Source organism: Neotabrizicola shimadae (assembly GCF_019623905.1).
Taxonomy (GTDB): domain Bacteria; phylum Pseudomonadota; class Alphaproteobacteria; order Rhodobacterales; family Rhodobacteraceae; genus Neotabrizicola; species Neotabrizicola shimadae.
The window spans coordinates 2,173,070-2,192,458 of sequence record NZ_CP069370.1; the positions used below are offsets into that span (position 1 = coordinate 2,173,070).

Genomic DNA, 19,389 nt, shown 5'->3' on the forward strand with positions numbered 1-19,389 from the left:
GCCCCGGACAGCGTTGATCTGGGGCTTGGCCCGGGCGGTTTCAAGCCCCGCTCAACCGCCCGGAGCGGGTGGCTTCACAAAGCGGGCACCGCTGCCCGAACGGTTGCCGTCACCCTGGCCGATGCGGCGGACCGTGGCCGCAGGAGCCTCGGCACCGCCCATCACGCCCCGGCCTGACCGAAGCTGCGCCTTCAGCGCGGACACGGCCTCGGGCAGGTCCATGCCGAAGGCCATGGCATCGGCACCGCCCCGGCCCGACGAGACGATCGAGACAATCCGCGCCCGACCCGCGCCCAGTTCGAACACCGGCGCACCAGAAGCGCCGAAGGTCACGTCGCAATCGAAAGCCACCAGTCCGCGCGCGCGGCCCAGGACCGAGCAGCGGCGCTGCCAGGAGGGCACCTCTTCCCGGCCAAGCGCATAAGACACCACGCTGACCGCCGCCCCGTCGCCGGGGCTTGCCACCGCGAAGGGCGCGGCCACGGCGGCCGGGATTGGCCGTGCCAGCACCAGAAGCGCAACGTCATGGCGCAACTGATCCTCGGTGATCGCCCCGCCCGGTACATAGCCGTCCAGCGGCACGGCACGGGCCACGGCCACCTCGTCCACGGAGGTGCCATCGACATACCCCGCCCGGAACCGCAGTCCTGCCGGATCAACCGGCTGGCCGTCTGGCTGGTACAGGCAATGCGCCGCCGTCAGCACCAGATCGGTCGCGATCAATGCACCGGTGCAGAAGCCGTCTTGCCGTTCGACCTTGCCCACCGCCTCCCATCCGAGGATCTGCTCGCGCCGGTCCAGGGCATCCAGCCCGGTCGATTGCGCCAGCGCCGGCCCGGCCCACAGCGCCAGAAGCAGGGCGATCCGTGTCCGGCCGCTCATGGTTTGACGAACTTGGCGCCGCCGGGGGCGCCGCCCGACAGCACCGTCACCGCCTCGGGGCGGCTGCCCTCTTCGCGCTGCAATTCATCCAGCAGTTCGGGCAAGGGCCCGGTCAGCGATGTGCCAAGCGAAACCTTGCGCCCGTCCATCTCAGCCTTGGCCGAGATGACCGAGACGATGCGCGCCATGCCGCCGCTGATCTCGAAGATGGGAGAACCCGAAGAGCCGAAATCCACGTCGCAGGTCAGGATCAGCGCGGCATCCTGCTGGCCCAGAACGTGACAGACCTTCTGGATCGAGGGCGCTTCGGACCGGTCCTGCGCATAAGAGACGACGCCGACCGCCTCGCCATCCACCGGCATCGGCCCCGTGCGGTAGGGTGAGACCGAAGGCAGGCGGATCGGCTGGTCCAGCTGCACCAGTGCCAGATCATAGGGCACGCGCTCCAGATCGTCATGCCCGCCATAGACGAATTCGGGGTGCGCGATGGCGCGCTTCACGCCGCGATAGGCGATGGCGCGGCCATTGCGCCAGCCGGCAAGGAACCGAATCTGCCCCGGCTGGAACCGCGCCCCGGTTTCCTTGTCGAACAGGCAATGCCCTGCGGTCAGCACCAGATCGGGTGCGATCATCGCGCCGGTGCAGAAGCCGCGGTCGCCGAAGTTCAGCCGCCCCACCGCCTCCCAGCCCCGCGAATCGTCGCCGGTCTGCATCTCGGTCAGCGGGCTTTCCTGAGCAACCACGCCCCCCGCGGCGGCGAGGAACAGGCAAACAAGGGCGGCATGGGTCGGGCGCAGCATGAATCCTCCGGCTTGGGTCCAAGCTGCCCGCCGATCAGGGCAGATTGAAGGCGGCATCCGCCAGTTTCCGGGGCCGCGGCCCCCCGGTCGCCCAATCCAGAAGCTCCACCGTATGCACCACCGGCACCGCCGTGCCCGAGCCGATCTGCATCATGCAGCCGATGTTGCCCGCCGCGATCACCTGCGGCGCCTTGGCCTCCAGCGTCCTGACCTTGCGCGCCTTCAGCTCCTGCGAAATCTGAGGCTGCAACAGGTTGTAGGTCCCGGCGGACCCGCAGCACAGATGGCTGTCGGCCGGCTCCACCACCTCGAACCCTGCCCGCTTCAACAGGTCCTTCGGCGCCGCCTTCACCTGCTGGCCATGCTGCAACGAACAGGCGGCGTGATAGGCGACGCGAATGCCCTTCGGCCCCTGTTGCGGCAGGGTCAGCCGGGCCAGAAGCTCGCTGATGTCGCGGGCCATCCCCGCAACTTCTGCCGCCTCGGCGGCCATGGGTGTGGTGCGGAACATGTGCCCGTAATCCTTCACCGTGGTGCCGCATCCGCTGGTGTTGATGACCAGCGCATCCAGCCCGCGCGCCCGTTTTTCTTCCATCACCGCCCGGATCACCTGTTTCGCGGCGGCGTGGGAGCGGTCCTCCATCCCCATGTGATGCGTCAGCGCCCCGCAGCAGCCCATGCCCTCGGGCACCACCACCTCGACGCCCAGGCGGGTCAAGAGGCGGATCGTGGCATCGTTGATGTCGGTATCCAGCGCGCGCTGCGCGCAGCCGGTCAGCAGGGCCACCCGTGCCTTGCGCTCACCGGTCGGGGCGAAGACCTGCGGATCGTCGTTGCGGCTGACCGGCGGGATCCGCTTCGGCACCATGTCCAGCATCGCCCGCAGCCGGGCATCGGGCACCAGCCCCCGGAAGGGCCGCGCGACCTTGGCCGCCAGCAACGCCAGCCGGAACCGCATCGGATAAGGGATCACGCCCGCCAGTACCCGCCGCAGCGCCCGGTCGGTCACGGGCCTGCGGTAGGTCTTTTCCACATGCGCGCGGGCATGGTCCACCAGGTGCATGTAATGCACACCCGAAGGGCAGGTGGTCATGCAGGCGAGGCAGGACAGGCAGCGGTCCAGGTGCTTCACCGTGTGCGCATCGGCATCGCGCCCGGTCTCCAGCATCTCCTTGATCAGGTAGATGCGGCCCCGGGGGGAATCGAGTTCATCCCCCAGCACCTGATAGGTCGGACAGGTCGCCGTGCAGAAGCCGCAATGCACACAGGCCCGCAGCACATCGTTGGCCATGGCAAGGCCGGGGTCCTTCAACTGTTCGGGCGTGAAATTCGTCTGCATCAGCCCATGAGCCCCCGGTTGAACAATGCCTTCGGATCGAACTTCGCGCGCAAGCCCGCGGTCAGCGCCGCCACCTCCTGCGGCTCGGGCGGAAAGACCGGCACGCCGGGCAGATCGCCCCGCACCAGCGTGGCATGGCCGATGCCCTTCACGGCGGCACGCACCACCTCGGCGCCCCCCTCGGGCACCAGAAGCCAAAGAAGCCCCCCGCCCCAATCCCAGGCCGCCTCATGCGCGATGCCCGTCGCCTCCAGCGCCCGGGGCACGCGCAGAGCCTCGGTCGGCACCACCGACAGCCGCCACAGCGCGCCGGGCCGCCCGGCCAGCGCGGTCACGTCCCGCACAGCCTGCCACAGCGCGGCCGAGGCCGCGCCCTCGGCAATCGCCCAACCGCCCAGAAGCGCGCGCAACTGCCCGGCGCGATAGGCGACCGAGCCGGCCATGCCCTCCACCCGCACGAGCGCCCGGCCCCCGGCAAAGGCCGCGCCCGACACATCGAAAGGCGAGCCAAGCGCCCGGCGCAGCGCGGCCAGCGCGGCCTCGGCGCCCAGGCCCTCGCCCACCAGCGTGGCCTCGGCCTCAGGGATCGCCTGCACCCGGAAGGCCACCTCGGTCAGCACGCCAAGCGTACCGTGGCTCCCCGCCATCAGCTTCACCAGGTCATAGCCGGTGACGTTCTTCATCACGCGACCGCCGTTCTTCACCACCGCCCCGGTGCCATCGACAAAGCGCACCCCGATCAGGCTGTCGCGCGCCGCGCCCGACTGTACCCTCCGCGGGCCGCTGGCATTGGACGCCGCCACCCCGCCAAGCGTCGCCTCACCGGTCCGCCCCAGAAGGCCGCGCAGGTCGGGCGGCTCGAAGGAAAGCCGCTGGCGCTCACCCGCCAGAACCGCCTGCACCTCGGCCAGGGGCGTGCCCGCCCGTGCCACCAGTGTCAGTGCGCCGGGCTCGTAGAGCTCCACGCCAGACAGCCCCCCGGTCTCCAGCACTTCGCCCGGCGCCGGTCGCCCGATGCCTCGCGTCCCGCCGCCGCGAATGACGAAGGGCGCCGCAGCCCCCCGCACCGCCTCTGCCAGTTCCATCTCGTCCGCAGGACGCATTGCCGATCCATCTTCTGCCTGAAAGACTCAACGTCGAGACGGGAGGCAGACAGCCCCCAGACCCGCCCATCACCCCGCGCGCCGTCCGGCCGAAGCCTCCAACGGAAAGACCTTCGCCGGGTTCATCAGCCAGCGCGGATCGAAGACATCCTTCACCCGCATCTGCGCCTCCAGATCTGCCGGGCCGAACTGCACCGGCATCAGATCGCGCTTCTCGATCCCCACGCCATGCTCGCCGGTCAGGCATCCGCCCACCTCGACGCACAACTTCAGGATGTCGGCCCCCAACTCCTCGACCCGCTCCAGATCGCCCGGCCGGTTGGCATCGAACAGGATCAAGGGATGCATGTTGCCGTCGCCCGCATGGAACACGTTGGCGACCATCAGCCCGGTCTCGCGGCTCATCTCGCCGATGCGGTTCAGCACGCGCGGCAGTTCCGAAACCGGGATCGTGCCGTCCAGGCACATGTAATCGCCCATCTGCCCCATCGCCCCGAAGGCGGATTTCCGGCCCAGCCAGATGCGCTTCGCCTCGTCCTCGTCCGCCGCCTCGCGGATCGCCACCGGCTCATGTGCGGCGGCGATGTCCTTGATGCGGACCAGTTGCTCGTCGATCTCGGCCGGCGATCCCTCCACCTCCACGATCAGGAGCGCCTCGCAATCGGGGTAGCCCGCCTTGCAGAAATCCTCGGTCGCGCGGATGCAGGGCCGGTCCATGAACTCGATGGCCACCGGCAGGATCCCCGACTTGATGATCGCCGCCACGCAGGCCCCGGCATCCTCGCTGGAGCCAAAGCCCATCAACACCGGCCGCGCGCCCTCGGGCTTGGGCAGGATGCGCAGCCATGCCTCGGTCACCACGCCCAACTGCCCTTCCGACCCGCAGATCACCCCCAGAAGATCCAGCCCCCCGGCATCGGACCAGGGGCCGCCGATGGTGACGACTTCGCCCGCCATGGTCACCAGCGTGACGCCCAGAAGGTTGTTCGTCGTGACGCCATATTTCAGGCAATGCGCCCCGCCCGAGTTCATGCCGATGTTGCCGGCAATGGCGCAGGCCAGCTGGCTGGAGGGGTCGGGCGCATAGAAGAACCCGTCCGCCTCCACCGCGCCGGTCACCGACAGGTTGGTGCGGCCGGTCTGCACCCGGATGAAGCGGTTCTCGTAATCCGTCTCCAGCACGGCATTCATCCGCGCCAGCCCCAGAATCAGCGCGTCCGCCGTGGGCATCGCCCCGCCCGCCAGCGAGGTGCCCGACCCGCGCGGCACCACCGGCACGCCCGCCCCCTGGCAAAAGCGCAGGACCGCCGCCACTTCCTCGGTCGTCCGCGGCAGCACCGCCGCCAGCGGCGGGCAGCGATAGGCGGTCAGCCCGTCGCATTCGTACACCCGCGTCTCGGCCGGATTGTCGATCACCGCATCCGCCGGCAGCAGGCGCCGCAGCCCGGCGACGATTTCCGCCTTCCGCGCGATCACCCCGGCATCCGGCTCTGGCATCTGCATCGGGTGGCCTCCTCCGCTTCCTCATGCCCACTATGCGCCCCCCGGCGGCGCTGGCAAGACGGCGCTGCCCCGGCTAGCATCGCGCCATGCACATGCTTGGCCCCTTGTCCCCGCTCGATTTCCTGGCCCTCGCGGTCCTTGTCCTCGCCTGGTTCCTCACCGGCTGGCTCTCGGTTCATCCGCCAGCCGGGCGGCCTTCGGTCACCGTGCTGATGGCGCAGTACCGGCGCGACTGGATGGAGCAGTTCGTGACCCGCCAGCCGCGCATCTTCGACGCCTCTATCATCGATTCGCTCCGCCAGGGCACCGCCTTCTTCGTCTCGACCTGCCTCATCGCCATCGGCGGCGGCGTGGCGCTGATCGGAGACCCCACGCCGCTGGCCAACCTCGCCTCGGACATCAACGCCGAAACCGCCCTGCCCCTCGTGGCCGATCAGGCGCTGATCAAGATCAAGGTCATCGTCGTCCTGTTCTTCCTGGCCGAGGCGCTGTTGAAATTCATCTGGTCGCACCGTGTCTTCGGCTATTGCGCCATCCTGATGGCCGCCGTGCCGAACGATCCCGCCGATCCGGTGGCCCAGCACCGCGCGGCCCAGGCGGCCGAGGTCAACATCCAGGCCGCCAAGGGCTTCAACAGCGGCCTGCGCTCCATCTACTTCGCGCTTGGCACACTGGCCTGGCTCATCGGGCCGCTGGCGCTGATCACCGCCACGGTATTCGTCACCGGCGTGCAGCTCCGGCGCGAGTTCTTCTCGCATTCCCGCCGCGCCATCCTCGACCGCGGGCCCGTCTGACCACCGCTCAGGCGCGGCGCGGTGTGCCGCGCCGGCCCTCGACCAGCCAGGCCGCCACGGCGAACAGCGCGGCCAGCACCAGCCAGACCCAGGCCGGCAACAGCGGTGCCACGCTCAGATCCTCGGTCAGCGCCGCGCCGCGCGGCGTCACGCCGATCCAGCCGCGCCCCGCGGCGGCACGGCCCTCGCCAACCTGCCGCACATCGGGCAAGCCATCCTCGATGGACAGCACGCCACCACGCCGCGCCTCGACCGCCGGGGCCACCAGGTCGGGCGAAGCCAGGGCCTGCTCGAACTCCTTGGGCGCGGCAGGCCCGACGGCTACCACCCGCGTCAGATCGCCCTGTTCCAGCCGGTACAGCCCGATCTGCGGCGCCTGCCAGTCCACCGAATACCGCCCCGGCGTCTCGGCCGCCATGTCCAGCGACACAATGGCACCGTCCGGCCCGGTCACCGTCACGGGCCCCGGCGGCTCTTCCTCGATGGTGCGCCGCGTGATGGTCAGCACCTGACCATTCGCCGTGGCAGTCAGCGCCTCTTCCTCAAGCTCGGGCTCCTTCAGCATCCAGTGCGCCAGCCGCCGCAAGAGTTCCAGCTGCGGCCCGCCGCCCTCGTACCCGCGGCCCCACAGCCAGGCATGGTCCGAGGCGAGCACCGCCACCCGCCCCTCGCCCACCCGGTTCACCACCAGAAGCGGGCGCTCGTCCGGGCCGGTCATCAGCACCTCGCCCTCCAGCGGGTTGACCTCGACCATGCGGAACCAGCGGCCCCAGCCCCCTTCCGGCGCCAGATCCTCCAGCCCCTCGGTCACCGGATGACGATGGCCAAGGTCGGTCACGGCAGGCCGGAAGCCCTCTTCGATCACCCGCGCCGTCGGCTCCACCGGCAAAACCTCGGCCAGCGGCGAGCGCCAGAGCGAATCCACCGCGCCGAACTCGGGGCCCGATGCCACAAGAACCGTGCCGCCTTCCTTCACGTAATCCGCCACGTTCTGCAGATAGGACATCGGCAGGATGCCCCGCATCCGATAGCGGTCGAAGATGATCAGGTCGAACTCCTTGATCTTCTCGACGAACAATTCCCGCGTCGGAAAGGCGATCAGCGACAGCTCGTCCACCGGGATGCCGTCCTGCTTTTCCGGCGGACGCAAAATGGTGAAATGCACCAGATCCACCGAGGCATCGGACTTCAACAGGTTGCGCCAGACCCGCTCGCCCGCATGGGGCTCGCCCGAAACCAGCAGCACCCGCAGGCGGTCGCGCACGCCGTTGATCTGCACGATGGCGCTGTTGTTGCGGTCGGTGATCTCTCCGTCAGCCGGCGCCACGGAAAAGCGCAGCACGTTCATGCCGCCGTGCTGCAACATCACCGGAACGTCCAGATCGCTGCCCACCGGCACCAGGTAGGTCTGGGGCGGTGCATCGTCCACCGCAATCTCGACCTCGGCCTCCTGGCCAAAGCCCGGCGGCACCGCGCCCTCGTCATCGACGCGCAGCTTCAGCCGCACCTCCTCGCCCAAAATGGCAAAGGCCGGCGCGTCCTTGATCGTCAGCCGCCGGTCCCAGTCCGACGACCGCCCGGTCAACAGCACATGCAGGGGCGCCGGAAGGTCCGGCGTCAGCGCCATGTCATGCACCTGCCCATCCGTCACCAGAATGGCCCCGGCCAGACGCGCGCGCGGTTCGGCCGCCATCGCCTCGGCCAGCGCCGTCATGGCCAGCGTTCCGGCATTGTCCGGCCCATCGCCCACCGTCACCACGCGCAACTCGGTATCGGGCAGGGCCGCGACCTCGGCCTCGATCCGCGCCACCGCGCGGGCGGTCTGGTCGGGCCGGTCGCCCAGTTTCTGGCTGGCGCTTTCATCCACCACCAGGATAACGATGTCCGACAGCGGCGCCTGCTCTTCCTCTTGCAGCACCGGCCCGGCCAGGGCCGCGATCACCAGCGCCAGCGCCACGCCGCGCAGCGCCCATCCCGGCAGGCCGCGCCACAGCGCCACCGCCACCAGCACCACCGCCAGACCGGTCAGCGCCCAGATCAGCGGCCAGGCCACCAGCGGATCGAACACCAGGCTTTGCGACATGCCGTTCACTGGCCCAGCCTTTCCAGAAGCGCGGGCACATGGACCTGGTCGGATTTGTAGTTTCCGGTCAGCACATGCATCACGAGGTTCACGCCGAACCGATAGGCCATCTCGCGCTGGCGTTCGCCGGCAAAGCCGCGGCCCACCGGGAACATCCACATGCCATTGTCATCCACGGCCCAGGACGAGGCCCAGTCGTTGCCCCCGATCACCACCGGCGTCACGCCGTCGTTCAGGTTGCGGAACGGCATCCCCTCGGCCTGCTCTGCATCCGGCGGCGCGGCCTCCACCCAGACAGGCGTGCCCTGGAAACGGCCAGGGAAATCCTGAACCAGGTAGAAGGTCCGGGTCAGCACATGGTCGGCCGGCACCGTCTCCAGCGGCGGAATGTCCAGACCCGCAGCAATGCGCTGCAACTGCTGCGCCTCGGGCGATGTGCCGGGCGACAGGTCGCCATCGCGGGTGTCGAACAGTATCATGCCGCCCGACCGCAGGTAGTCGTTCAGCTTGGCATAGGCCGTGGCCGAAGGCAGGCGCTGTCCCGCCGTCACCGGCCAGTACAGGAAGGGGAAGAAGGCCAGTTCATCCGTTTCGATGTCCACGCCGATCGGCGCCTCAGGCTCGACCGAAGTGCGCTGCCACAGCACATCGCTCAGGCCCTGCAACCCGGCCTTCGACACCGCATCCACCTGCGCATCCCCGGTCTCGACATAGCCCAGAACCACCGCCGTCGTGGCCTCCAGCGCCAGCGGATCGTCGGTCTCGGCCGCCCGGCCCGTGCCGGGCATGGCCAGCGGAACCAGCACCAGCGCCAGCACCGATGCCGCCCGCCGCAGCCCCGGCATCCGCCCCGACAGGACCAGCGCCGCCAGGATGTCCAGCAGCAACAGCACCGTAGCCGCCGTCAGCAGAGCGCCCTTCAGCGATTGCGATCTCACCGCCTCGATCCCCTCGATCACAGTGCCCGCCGCCCAGGCCGCCGGCGCAAGTTCGGTATCGGAACCCACCGCATTCAGCGCCACGCGCCGCTCGCCGCTGGCGTAAAGCCCCGGCGGATGCGCGGCATCGGGCCCGGCGGACATGGCCCCCGCCAGCGCCTCGCCCTCCACCCCCGCGACCTGGCCCGCATCCTGCGCCTGTCCCCAGGCATCCAACACCACCTGCGGCACCCAGACCTGGCCCACCAGTTCGGATTCGCCCGCCGTCTCGGGCCGGGTCGAAACCGCCAGCCGCTCCAGCATGTCCACGAACAGCCCCGACAGCGGCAGGTTCGACCATTCCGCGTTGGCGGTGACGTGGAACAGCACGATCTGCCCCGCCCCCATCTCCCGGCGTGTCACCAGCGGCGTGCCGTCGTCCAGCGCGGCGATGGTGCGTTCGGCCAGATCCGGGCCGGGCTGCGCCAGCACCTGCTCGCGTACCGACACATCCGCCGGCACCGCCAGACCGAAGAAGGGCGAGCCCTCGGCAAAGGGCGCCAGCGTGCGCGGCTCGCCCCAACTCATCGCGCCGCCCACGGCCCGCCCGCCCTCGCGCAGGCGCACCGGCAACAGCGGGTCCTCCTCGACGCGGGTCAGATCGCTCACCGCCATCCGCGGCCCGGCAAAGCGCACCAGCAGCCCGCCCTTGTCGACCCAATCCGAAAGCTCCTGCGTCTCGGTCGCCGACAGCCGCGCCACATCGGCCAGGATCACCACGTCGGGACTGGCCGGCAAGAGGTCGGCCAGCGCGCCGTGCATCACCTCGGCCGTGGGCTCCAGCGCCTGGTCCAGGTAATGCGTGGGCGACAAAAGCTCCAGCCCCTCGCGGTCCGCGCCCGTTGCGACAATCGCCACCTTGCGCCGCTTCAGGCTGTCATCCGTCAGGCTGACCGCCCCCGCCTGCCGCTGCCCCGCCACCTCGAACCGGGTGATGCGGTTGCGCAGTTCCGGCGGCAGGCTCAACTCAGCCGTGGCCCCTGCCTGCCCCAGGGCAAAGGACATCGTGGCCCGCGCCAACTCGCGTTCAACCCCCGCAGGGTCCGGACCACGCGCCGACACCTCCACCTCGACCGGCGCCCCGGCCGGCAGGCGGATGCCGCTCAGCTTCACCTTGCCCTCGGCAAACTCTGCCGGGCGCAGCGCCACCAGGGGCCGCGCGCTTTCATACACAGTCAGCTCACCCCGTGCGGCCAGCGCCTCGGCCAGCTCCGTCCGGCCCGGATGGTCCAGCCCGTCCGAAAGCCACCATGTCTCGAACCCGCCCTCGGGCAGTCGGTCCACCCATCCCCGCAGATCCGGCAACCAGGGCGACGGCGACAGCGCCGCCACGCGACCCTCCCAGTCCGCCGCGGTCTGGAACAGCGGCGCCTCCGGCGCATCGGTCAACCGCGCCACCGCCACCGGCCGCCCGGCACGCCCCGCTTCCTCGACCAGCGCGCCCGCGCGCTCCAGCCGCCGCGGCCAGTCGCGCGCATCCGCCCAGCCCCCATCCATCAGGATCAACAGCGGCCCGCTGCCCGGCGCACGCTGTTCGGGGTTCAGCACAGGCCCGGCAAAGCCCACGATCGCCGCCCCCACCGCCAGCATCCGCAACAGCAACAACCACCAGGGCGTGCGGTCGGTCTCGGCCTCGTCATCCTTCAGCCCCAGTAGCAGCGCCACGCCGGGAAACCGCCGCCGGATCGGCGCCGGCGGCACCGCGCGCAACAAAAGCCACAGGATCGGCAGCGCAATAAGGCCCAGCAGAAGCCAGGGCGCCGCAAATCCGACGGGTCCCAGCACCCACATCAGCGCCCGCCCTCCAGCGCCCGGTACAGCCACAACAGCGCCGAAAGCGGCGGCTCGCCGGTATGGTGGCACAGGTACAGCCAGCCCACCCGCCGGGCCAGATCCTGAAGCCGCGCCTTGCGCTCTTCCAGCCGCGCCAGATAGCGCGCCCGCAGATCGCCCGCGCGCAGCGTCTCGTGGCTCAGCGTGCCGCCCATCGATTCAAAGATCGTGCGCCCGTCGAAGGGAAATTCCTCTTCCGCCGGGTCCAGCACCTGCACCAGCGCACCGCGCACCCCCATGTCGGCCGCCCGCGCCAGCGCCGCCTCGACCGCCGCCGGATCGCCGAAGAAGTCCGACAGGAACACCGCCCGCCCGTGGCTTACCAGCCCCATCGCCTGTGGCACACCGTAGTCGCCTTGCGCCTCCTCGGTCAGCCGCGCCGCAATCCGCATCACCTGCGCCCGGCCCGACCGCGGCGGCAGATCGCCACCCGCCAGCCCCACCCGCTCGCCGCCCCGCAGCAACAGCACCGCCAGCGCCAGCGCCAGAAGCCGCGCCCGGTCGGCCTTGCTCGCCCGGTCCTTCGCGCCGGAAAACGCCATCGACCGTGCGCCATCGACCCATAGCGTCACCGCCTGCGCCGCCTGCCATTCCTTCTCGCCCACGAAGTGCGAATCCGACTTGGCCGACCGCCGCCAGTCGATCAGCCGCGCCGGATCCCCCGCATGGGCCGGGCGAAACTGCCAGAACTCGTCGCCCAGTCCCGCGCGCCGCCGCCCGTGCTCACCCAGCATGATACCGGCGGCCAGATGGTCCGCTTCCGCCAGCAAGGGCGGCAGCGCCTGGCCAAGCGTCTCGGCCCGCGCGCGAAGGGCGCTGTCGCTCACGCCGCGGCCTCAAGACCCAGCACACGCCCCGTCACCCGGTCGATGATTCCGCCCAGGCTCTCGCCGCGCGCCCGCGCCGCAAAGGTCAGTGCCATGCGGTGCACCAGCACCGGCCGCGCCAGCGCCGCCACATCGGCGACCGAGGGCGCAAGCCGCCCCTCCATCAGCGCCCGCGCCCGCACCGTCAGCATCAGCGCCTGCGCCGCCCGCGGCCCCGGCCCCCAGGCCAGAAGCTCGGCCAGATCACGGCCCTCGGGCTCGCCCGGACGGCAGGCCCGCACCAGATCCAGGATCGCGTCAACCACCTTCTCGCCCACCGGCATCCGCCGCAGCACCTTCTGTGCGCCGATCAGTTCCTCGGCGGTGAACACGGCATGGGACTGCGCCTCTTCCGCCCCGGTCGTGGCGATCAGGATCTCGCGCTCGGCCGCACGGTCGGGATAATCCACGTCCACCTGCACAAGGAACCGGTCCAGCTGCGCCTCGGGCAGCGGATAGGTGCCTTCCTGTTCGATCGGGTTCTGCGTCGCCAGCACGTGGAAGGGCGGGCCAAGGCGCCGGTGCACGCCCGCCACCGTCACTTCGCGCTCCTGCATCGCCTGCAACAGCGCCGATTGGGTGCGCGGCGAGGCACGGTTGATCTCGTCCGCCAGAAGAAGCTGGCAGAACACCGGCCCCTCGATGAACCGGAAGGCGCGGCTGCCATCCGCGGCCGTCTCCAGCACTTCCGACCCGATGATATCCGCAGGCATCAGGTCCGGCGTGAACTGGATGCGGTTGCCCTTCAGCCCCATCACCGTGGACAGCGTGTCCACCAGCCGCGTCTTGCCCAGGCCCGGCAGACCCACCAGCAGCGCATGGCCGCCGCACAGGATCGACGAGAGAACAAGGTCCACCACCCGTTCCTGCCCGATGAACCGCCGCGCAACCGAGCCGCGCGCTTCGGCCAGCCGGCCGCCCAGACGCTCGATCTCGTCCACAAGGGCGCCGTCGGCAAGGTTGGGTTCGGCCATGACATGCTCTCCTTGGCGCACTATATGCAGGTATTAGACCGAACTATCCCGGCGGGCACAAATGGCAAAAGACGCGGACGCGCAAATGATCGTGAAGCCCTCGGCCGAGGGGCTCGCGGCGTCTGCACAGGCGGCAACCCGCAAGGGACCGCCGCCGGTTCACCTGTGGAATCCGCCCTTCTGCGGCGATCTCGACATCCGCATTGCCCGGGACGGCACCTGGTTCTACCTGGGCACGCCCATCGGCCGGGCACCGCTGGTCAAGCTCTTCTCCTCCATTCTGAAACGCGAGGGCGACCGCTATTTCCTGGTCACGCCGGTGGAAAAGGTGGGCATCCGCGTCGATGACGCCCCCCTCTTCGCCGTGGATTTCGAGGTTGCGGGTCAGGGCCGCGACCAGACCGTGACCTTCACGACAAAGACAGAAGACACCGCCACACTCGGCCCCGACCATGCACTGCGCGTCACGCGCGATGCGGCCACGGGCGAGCCTTCGCCCTACATCCACATCCGCGCCGGGCTCGAAGCCCTGATCGACCGGAAAAGCTTCTACCGCCTCGTGGACCTCTGCACGCACGAGGTGCACGACGGCCGCGACTGGTTCGGCCTGTGGTCCGGCGGCATGTTCTTCCCGGTCATTCCCTCTGCGGACCTTGCCGCCTGATGACCCGTTTCGCCGCCAATATCACCATGCTCTTCACCGAAGTGCCCATGCTCTCGCGCCCCGGCCTGGCGCAGGAAGCGGGCTTTGACGGTGTCGAGGTGCTTTTCCCCCATGACATTCCCGCCGCCGACTGGAAGCGCGCGCTTCTCGGCCTGCCGGTGGTGCTGATGAACACCCATCCCGGCGACTGGTCGGCGGGCGAACGCGGCTTTGCCGCCGTGCCCGAAGCCGTGCCCGCCTTCCGCGACAGCTTCCTGCGCTCGGCCGATCTGGCCAACGCGCTGGACGTGCCGCGGCTGCACGTGATGGCCGGCGTCGCCCGCGGGCCAGAGGCGGAACAGGTGTACCGCGAAAACCTCGCCTGGGCCGCCGCCACCGCGCCCGACCTGACCCTGACGATCGAGCCCCTGAACCACGAAGACATGCCGGGCTATTTCCTGGCCGATTTCGACCAGGCTGCGCGCATCCTCGATGACGTGGGCCTGCCCCGTATCGGGCTGCAGTTCGACCTCTGGCACGCTGCCCGCATCCATGGCCGCGCCGAAACGGTCTGGGACCGCCACAAGGACCGCGTGGCGCATGTGCAAGTCGCAGGCTTCCCCACCCGCGCCGAACCCGGCGGCGGCGGGGTCGATCTCACACGGCTGTGCCGCGAGGTCGATGCACTGGACAAGGGCCTCTGGGTCGGTGCCGAATACCGCCCCGCCGCCGCCACGGTGAAGGGCCTCGGCTGGCTTGCCGCCCTCAAGGCCCGCGACCGCGCCATCGGCTAGGGCCGCGCATCATCGCCGCCCCCTTCCCTCCCCGGCCTGCCCCCACTACAATGCCGCAACCGCAAACACCGAAGGACCCCCAGGCATGGCCACCGAAGCCCCGGAAACCCAGGTCGTCACCTCCTGGAAAGTCGCCTGCGACGGCGGCGAAGGCGCGCTTGGCCATCCCCGCGTCTGGCTGACCATCCCCGAAGACACCGGCTGGGTCGAATGCGGCTACTGCGACAAGCGCTTCGTCATCGACCGCGACCACGCCCATTCCGATCACTGAGGCGGCCCGCGCCGCGCCAGCCCGACAATCAGGCCGATCACCGCACCCGCCAGCGCCCCCGCCGGCGCCATGAAGAAGATCACCCCCATGGCATAGGCACCTTCGGCCTGCGACACCGTCCAGACCGAGGGCACGATCACCCCGGCCACCAGGATCACCAGCGCCGCCCCGGTCACCAGCCCTGCAAGCGCCCAGAACGCCACCTTCATCCGCCCCTCCCGCTGGCCGTCCTTCGCGTCTATAGTCCGCCCAAAGGCGCGAAAGGACAACGACCATGGCATTCGGCAAGGGCTGCCACCTGCATCTCATCGACGGCTCGGCCTACATCTTCCGCGCCTATCACGCCCTGCCGCCGCTCACGCGCAAGTCCGATGGCCTGCCGGTCGGCGCGGTGGCGGGCTTCTGCAACATCCTGTGGAACGAACTCACCCAGGGCAAAGGCAAGGGCACCGCCACCCATATCGCCGTGGTCTTCGACCATTCGGCCAGGACCTTCCGCACCGAGCTTTATCCCCTCTACAAGGCCAACCGCCCCGAGCCGCCCGAGGATCTGCGCCCGCAATTCCCGCTGACCCGCGACGCCACCCGCGCCTTCAACGTCGCCTGCCTCGAACTGCCGAACTACGAGGCCGACGACATCATGGCCACCCTCGCCCGCATGGCGGTTCAGGCCGGGGGCACCTGCACCATCATCTCCTCCGACAAGGACCTGATGCAGTTGGTGGGCGGCGGCATCGACATGCACGACCCGATGAAAGACCGCCACATCGGCCCTGACGAGGTGTTCGAGAAGTTCGGCGTCCCGCCCGAGAAAGTTGTGGATGTCCAATCCCTTGCCGGCGATTCCGTCGACAACGTCCCCGGCGCCCCCGGCATCGGCCTCAAGACCGCCGCCCTGCTGATCCAGGAATACGGCGATCTCGACACGCTCCTCGCCCGCGCGGGCGAGATCAAGCAGCCCAAGCGGCGCGAGACACTGGTGGACAACGCCGACCAGATCCGCCTGTCGCGCGACCTCGTCACGCTCAAGACCGACGCGCCGCTGCCCTTCACCCTGGACGAGCTGGAAGTCCGCCAGCCCGAACCGGAGAAGCTCCTGCAATTCCTGACCGACATGGAATTCCGCACGCTGTCCAAGCGCGTGGCCGACAAGCTGAAGGTTGCGGCCCCCGTCATCGCCGAATCAAAAGGCTACGAAGTCGCCGGCGCACATGAGGAAAAGGCGCTGGAGACCCAGGCCCTGCCCTTCGACCACGCGGCCTACGAATGCATCCGCGATCTCGCCCGGCTCCAGGTCTGGACCGACCGCATCCGCGAGCGTGGCTATGTCGCCGTCGATACCGAAACCACCTCGCTCGACGAGATGCGCGCCGAACTGGTCGGCATCTCGCTGTCCGTCGATCCCGGCCACGCCGCCTATATCCCCCTGGGCCACCGCCAGGGCGGCGACCTTTTCGGCGGCAACGCCCTGCTGGAAGGCCAGATCCCGCTGGCCGAGGCGCTGGACGCGCTGCGCCCCGTTCTGACCGATCCGGCCATCCTGAAGATCGGCCAGAACATGAAATACGACTGGAAGATCTTCGCCCGCCACGGGCTGCGCATCACGCCCTTCGACGACACGATGCTGATGTCCTCTGCCATGCAGGCCGGGCTGAACGGGCACGGCATGGACGAATTGTCCGAAAAGTACCTTTCCCACCGCCCGATCCCCATCAAGGACCTCATCGGAAGCGGGAAAAGTGCAATCACCTTCGATCGCGTCGCCATCGACACCGCCACCCGCTATGCCGCCGAGGATGCGGACGTGACCCTCCGCCTCTGGCAGGCGTTCAAGCCGCAACTGCCCTCCAGGCATGTCACCACCGTCTACGAAACGCTGGAACGCCCGCTGGTCCCCGTGCTGGCCGACATGGAAATGGCCGGCATCACCGTGGACCGCCAGGTCCTCAGCCGCATGTCCGGCGCCTTCGCGCAGAAGATGGCGGCGCTGGAAGAAGAGATCCAGGGCCTCGCCGGCCAGCCCTTCAACGTGGGCAGCCCCAAGCAGCTTGGCGAAATCCTCTTCGACAAGATGCAGCTTCCCGGCGGCGAAAAGGGCAAGACCGGCGCCTATGGCACCGGCGCCGACGTTCTGGAAGACCTCGCCGCCGAGGGCCATGCCCTTCCCGCCCGCGTTCTGGACTGGCGCCAGATCGCCAAGCTGAAATCCACCTACACCGACACGCTGCAAGAGGCGATCAACCCCGAAACCGGGCGCGTCCACACCTCCTACTCCATCACCGGCGCCGTCACCGGCCGCCTTGCCTCGTCGGACCCCAACCTCCAGAACATCCCCGTCCGCACCGAGGAAGGCCGCCGCATCCGCGAGGCTTTCGTCGCCCCACCCGGCAAAGTGCTGGTCAGCCTCGATTATTCCCAGATCGAACTGCGCATCCTTGCCCATATCGCCGACATCCCCGCCCTGCAAAAGGCGTTCCGCGACGGGCTGGACATCCACGCCATGACCGCGTCGGAAATGTTCAACGTCCCCCTCGACCAGATGACCAGCGAAATCCGCCGCCGCGCCAAGGCGATCAACTTCGGCGTCATCTACGGCATCTCGGGCTTCGGCCTGTCGCGCAACCTGCGCATCCCCAAGGCCGAGGCACAGGGCTTCATCGACCGCTACTTCGAACGCTTCCCCGGCATCAAGGAATACATGTCCGAAACCGTCAAGTTCGCTCAGGAAAAGGGCTATGTCCAAACCCTGTTCGGTCGGAAAATCCATACGCCGGAAATCAACGCCAAAGGCCCCGGAGCCGGCTTTGCCCGCCGCGCCGCGATCAACGCGCCCATCCAGGGCACCGCGGCCGACGTGATCCGCCGCGCCATGATCCGGATGCCCAAGGCCATCGCCGACCTGCCCGCCACCATGCTCTTGCAGGTGCATGACGAACTGCTGTTCGAGGTCGAGGAATCCGCCGCCGACACGCTCGCCCAACGCGCGAAAGAGGTGATGGAAGGCGCCGCCCACCCCGCCGTCCACCTGAAGGTCCCCCTGACGGTAGACTCCGGCAAGGGGCCGAACTGGGCGGCGGCACATTAGGAGGGCGCGATGATCACCGACTGGCAAGGTCTGAAGGCACTCGCACTCTCGCTTGACCTGCCAGAGGTGACACTGGCCCATCCCTGGGGGCACGAGGTACTGAAGGCCCACGGCAAGCTCTGGTGCTACTGGGGCATGATGGCCGACGGCGCCGTGTTCCGCGCCGACAAGGAGGAACGCGAAATCCTGCTGGCCGCCGACCCCCAGACCTTCTTCCTGCATCCGCACTACGCCCCGCACAACCTGATCCTCGTCCGCCCCGGCCGGATCGACGAAGGCTGGGCGCGCGCCCGGCTCATCGCCCACTGGCGCGACCTGGCGCCGAAGCGCTGGCTCAAGGCCTGGGATCAGGCGCAAGGCACCGCCTGATGGCCCGCGGTGTTGCCAGCCCCATGATCCGCCCCCTCGCCCGGGACGAAGCCACCGCCGCCTGCGCGCGCATCATCGGCCTTTTGCCCGACTGGTTCGGCCTGCCCGAATCCAACGCCGCCTATGTCAACGGCGTGGCCGAATGCCTCTGCCTCGGCGCCTTCGGCGACAACCAGTGCCTCGGCCTCATCGCGCTCCGCCCGCATTACGGCACCACGCTGGAAATCTGGTGGATGGGCGTCGATCCGGCCCGCCACCGCCAGAGCATCGGCAAGGCCCTTGTCCGCGCCGCCCTGGACCACGCGCGGCGGCAAGGTTTCCGCGACATGGTGCTGATGACACTCTCCGAGGAAAGCGACGATCCCGGCTATGCCGCGACCCGCCGATTCTACCTGTCCCAAGGCTTCCGGCCGCTGGTCCATGACCACATGGCCGACCCGGATAACCCGCTGATGTGGATGATCCGCACGGCAGGAGAACCCGCCTGATGGCCAACGCCCTCGACACCGCCCCGATCGTCACCGTCCGCTCCCGCTCCGAACTGCGCGCCTGGCTGGCCGACCACCACGGCGAAAAGGGCCCGGCCTGGCTTGCCTGCCACCGCCCCCATCACCCCGATTTCCTCGGCGCCGAACCGGCGACCGAGGAACTGCTGTGCTGGGGCTGGATCAACTCGATCCCCCGCGCGCTGGATGCCGACCGCTCCATGATCCTCATTTCACCGCGCAAGCCCGGTTCGGCCTGGTCGGCCGTGAACAAACGGCTGGTGGACCAGGCCCGCGCCAGCGGCGCCATGACCCCCGCTGGCGAGGCGAAGATCGCAGCCGCCCAGGCCGATGGCAGCTGGAGCTTCCTCGACGATGTCGAACGGCTGGAGGTCCCACCCGACCTCGCCGCCGCCCTCGGGCCACTCCATCCGGTCTGGGACAGCTGGCCGCGTTCGGTCAAGCGGGCCGCGCTGGAATGGATCAAGACCGCGAAGACGGACAAAACCCGCACCGCCCGCATCGCCGACGTGACCGCCAGCGCGGCACAGGGCCAGCGCCCCAGCCCGTTCCGGCGGTGAGCCGGAC

Annotated in this window: 18 protein-coding genes; 8 read left to right on the top strand and 10 right to left on the bottom strand. The window is 69.3% G+C overall.

Annotated features, from left to right (window positions below; all coding sequences use genetic code 11):
• Positions 1 to 51: 51 nt before the first annotated feature.
• The 5 genes from JO391_RS10500 to JO391_RS10520 form a co-directional block, all read right to left on the bottom strand.
• Complete coding sequence (locus JO391_RS10500; RefSeq protein WP_259444669.1) at positions 52 to 882, bottom strand: trypsin-like serine peptidase; 831 nt, start codon at positions 880 to 882, stop codon at positions 52 to 54.
• The gene (locus JO391_RS10505) at positions 879 to 1,682 is read right to left on the bottom strand and encodes a trypsin-like serine peptidase (RefSeq protein ID WP_220660444.1); all 804 of its coding nucleotides are present in this window, start codon (positions 1,680 to 1,682) and stop codon (positions 879 to 881) included. The genes JO391_RS10500 and JO391_RS10505 overlap by 4 nt, the downstream gene beginning before the upstream one ends.
• A gap of 34 nt (positions 1,683 to 1,716) precedes the next feature.
• Positions 1,717 to 3,021 carry a glycolate oxidase subunit GlcF gene (gene glcF / locus JO391_RS10510; protein WP_220660445.1) on the bottom strand — a complete coding sequence of 435 codons (1,305 nt, stop codon included), beginning with the start codon at positions 3,019 to 3,021 and terminating at the stop codon, positions 1,717 to 1,719.
• Positions 3,021 to 4,124 (bottom strand): FAD-binding protein, encoded by a 1,104-nt coding sequence (locus tag JO391_RS10515; protein WP_220660446.1) that lies wholly within the window; start codon positions 4,122 to 4,124, stop codon positions 3,021 to 3,023. Before JO391_RS10515 ends, glcF begins: the two co-directional genes overlap by 1 nt.
• 69 nt (positions 4,125 to 4,193) lie before the next feature.
• On the bottom strand, positions 4,194 to 5,627 hold the full coding sequence (locus JO391_RS10520) for an FAD-linked oxidase C-terminal domain-containing protein (protein WP_220660447.1): 1,434 nt from the start codon (positions 5,625 to 5,627) through the stop codon (positions 4,194 to 4,196).
• Positions 5,628 to 5,713: 86 nt separating this feature from the next.
• Between JO391_RS10520 and JO391_RS10525 the strand changes: the two genes are divergently transcribed.
• The gene (locus JO391_RS10525; protein ID WP_220660448.1) at positions 5,714 to 6,421 is read left to right on the top strand and encodes a DUF599 domain-containing protein; all 708 of its coding nucleotides are present in this window, start codon (positions 5,714 to 5,716) and stop codon (positions 6,419 to 6,421) included.
• Positions 6,422 to 6,428: 7 nt separating this feature from the next.
• On the opposite strand, the gene JO391_RS10530 is transcribed toward JO391_RS10525, so the two are convergent.
• The 4 genes from JO391_RS10530 to JO391_RS10545 are packed head-to-tail and all read right to left on the bottom strand — an operon-like array spanning position 6,429 to position 13,154.
• Positions 6,429 to 8,504 carry a glutamine amidotransferase gene (locus JO391_RS10530; protein WP_220660449.1) on the bottom strand — a complete coding sequence of 692 codons (2,076 nt, stop codon included), beginning with the start codon at positions 8,502 to 8,504 and terminating at the stop codon, positions 6,429 to 6,431.
• Positions 8,505 to 8,509: 5 nt separating this feature from the next.
• Positions 8,510 to 11,272, bottom strand: coding sequence for a DUF4159 domain-containing protein (locus tag JO391_RS10535; protein WP_220660450.1), 2,763 nt, complete (start codon positions 11,270 to 11,272; stop codon positions 8,510 to 8,512).
• The gene (locus JO391_RS10540) at positions 11,272 to 12,141 is read right to left on the bottom strand and encodes a DUF58 domain-containing protein (protein ID WP_220660451.1); all 870 of its coding nucleotides are present in this window, start codon (positions 12,139 to 12,141) and stop codon (positions 11,272 to 11,274) included. The genes JO391_RS10535 and JO391_RS10540 overlap by 1 nt, the downstream gene beginning before the upstream one ends.
• Positions 12,138 to 13,154 carry an AAA family ATPase gene (locus tag JO391_RS10545; protein WP_220660452.1) on the bottom strand — a complete coding sequence of 339 codons (1,017 nt, stop codon included), beginning with the start codon at positions 13,152 to 13,154 and terminating at the stop codon, positions 12,138 to 12,140. The genes JO391_RS10540 and JO391_RS10545 overlap by 4 nt, the downstream gene beginning before the upstream one ends.
• 85 nt (positions 13,155 to 13,239) lie before the next feature.
• On the opposite strand from JO391_RS10545, the gene JO391_RS10550 reads away from it, so the two are divergent.
• The 3 genes from JO391_RS10550 (at position 13,240) to JO391_RS10560 (ending at position 14,862) form a co-directional block, all read left to right on the top strand.
• Positions 13,240 to 13,818 (top strand): DUF1285 domain-containing protein, encoded by a 579-nt coding sequence (locus JO391_RS10550; protein WP_220660453.1) that lies wholly within the window; start codon positions 13,240 to 13,242, stop codon positions 13,816 to 13,818.
• A complete protein-coding gene (locus JO391_RS10555; RefSeq protein WP_220660454.1) occupies positions 13,818 to 14,591 on the top strand; it encodes a hydroxypyruvate isomerase family protein in 774 nt (257 codons plus the stop codon). Before JO391_RS10550 ends, JO391_RS10555 begins: the two co-directional genes overlap by 1 nt.
• Before the next feature lie 85 nt (positions 14,592 to 14,676).
• Entirely contained in the window at positions 14,677 to 14,862 is a 186-nt protein-coding gene (locus JO391_RS10560) for a zinc-finger domain-containing protein (protein ID WP_220660455.1), read from the top strand.
• On the opposite strand, the gene JO391_RS10565 is transcribed toward JO391_RS10560, so the two are convergent.
• Positions 14,856 to 15,071, bottom strand: a complete 216-nt coding sequence (locus tag JO391_RS10565; protein WP_220660456.1) for a hypothetical protein — start codon at positions 15,069 to 15,071, stop codon at positions 14,856 to 14,858. The genes JO391_RS10560 and JO391_RS10565 overlap by 7 nt on opposite strands.
• Before the next feature lie 65 nt (positions 15,072 to 15,136).
• On the opposite strand from JO391_RS10565, the gene polA reads away from it, so the two are divergent.
• The 4 genes from polA to JO391_RS10585 are packed head-to-tail and all read left to right on the top strand — an operon-like array spanning position 15,137 to position 19,382.
• Positions 15,137 to 17,947 carry a DNA polymerase I gene (polA, locus tag JO391_RS10570; protein ID WP_220660457.1) on the top strand — a complete coding sequence of 937 codons (2,811 nt, stop codon included), beginning with the start codon at positions 15,137 to 15,139 and terminating at the stop codon, positions 17,945 to 17,947.
• A gap of 9 nt (positions 17,948 to 17,956) precedes the next feature.
• Positions 17,957 to 18,316 carry an MmcQ/YjbR family DNA-binding protein gene (locus JO391_RS10575; protein ID WP_220660458.1) on the top strand — a complete coding sequence of 120 codons (360 nt, stop codon included), beginning with the start codon at positions 17,957 to 17,959 and terminating at the stop codon, positions 18,314 to 18,316.
• Complete coding sequence (locus tag JO391_RS10580) at positions 18,316 to 18,804, top strand: GNAT family N-acetyltransferase (protein WP_220660459.1); 489 nt, start codon at positions 18,316 to 18,318, stop codon at positions 18,802 to 18,804. The genes JO391_RS10575 and JO391_RS10580 overlap by 1 nt, the downstream gene beginning before the upstream one ends.
• On the top strand, positions 18,804 to 19,382 hold the full coding sequence (locus tag JO391_RS10585; RefSeq protein ID WP_220660460.1) for a YdeI/OmpD-associated family protein: 579 nt from the start codon (positions 18,804 to 18,806) through the stop codon (positions 19,380 to 19,382). Before JO391_RS10580 ends, JO391_RS10585 begins: the two co-directional genes overlap by 1 nt.
• Positions 19,383 to 19,389: the final 7 nt, after the last annotated feature.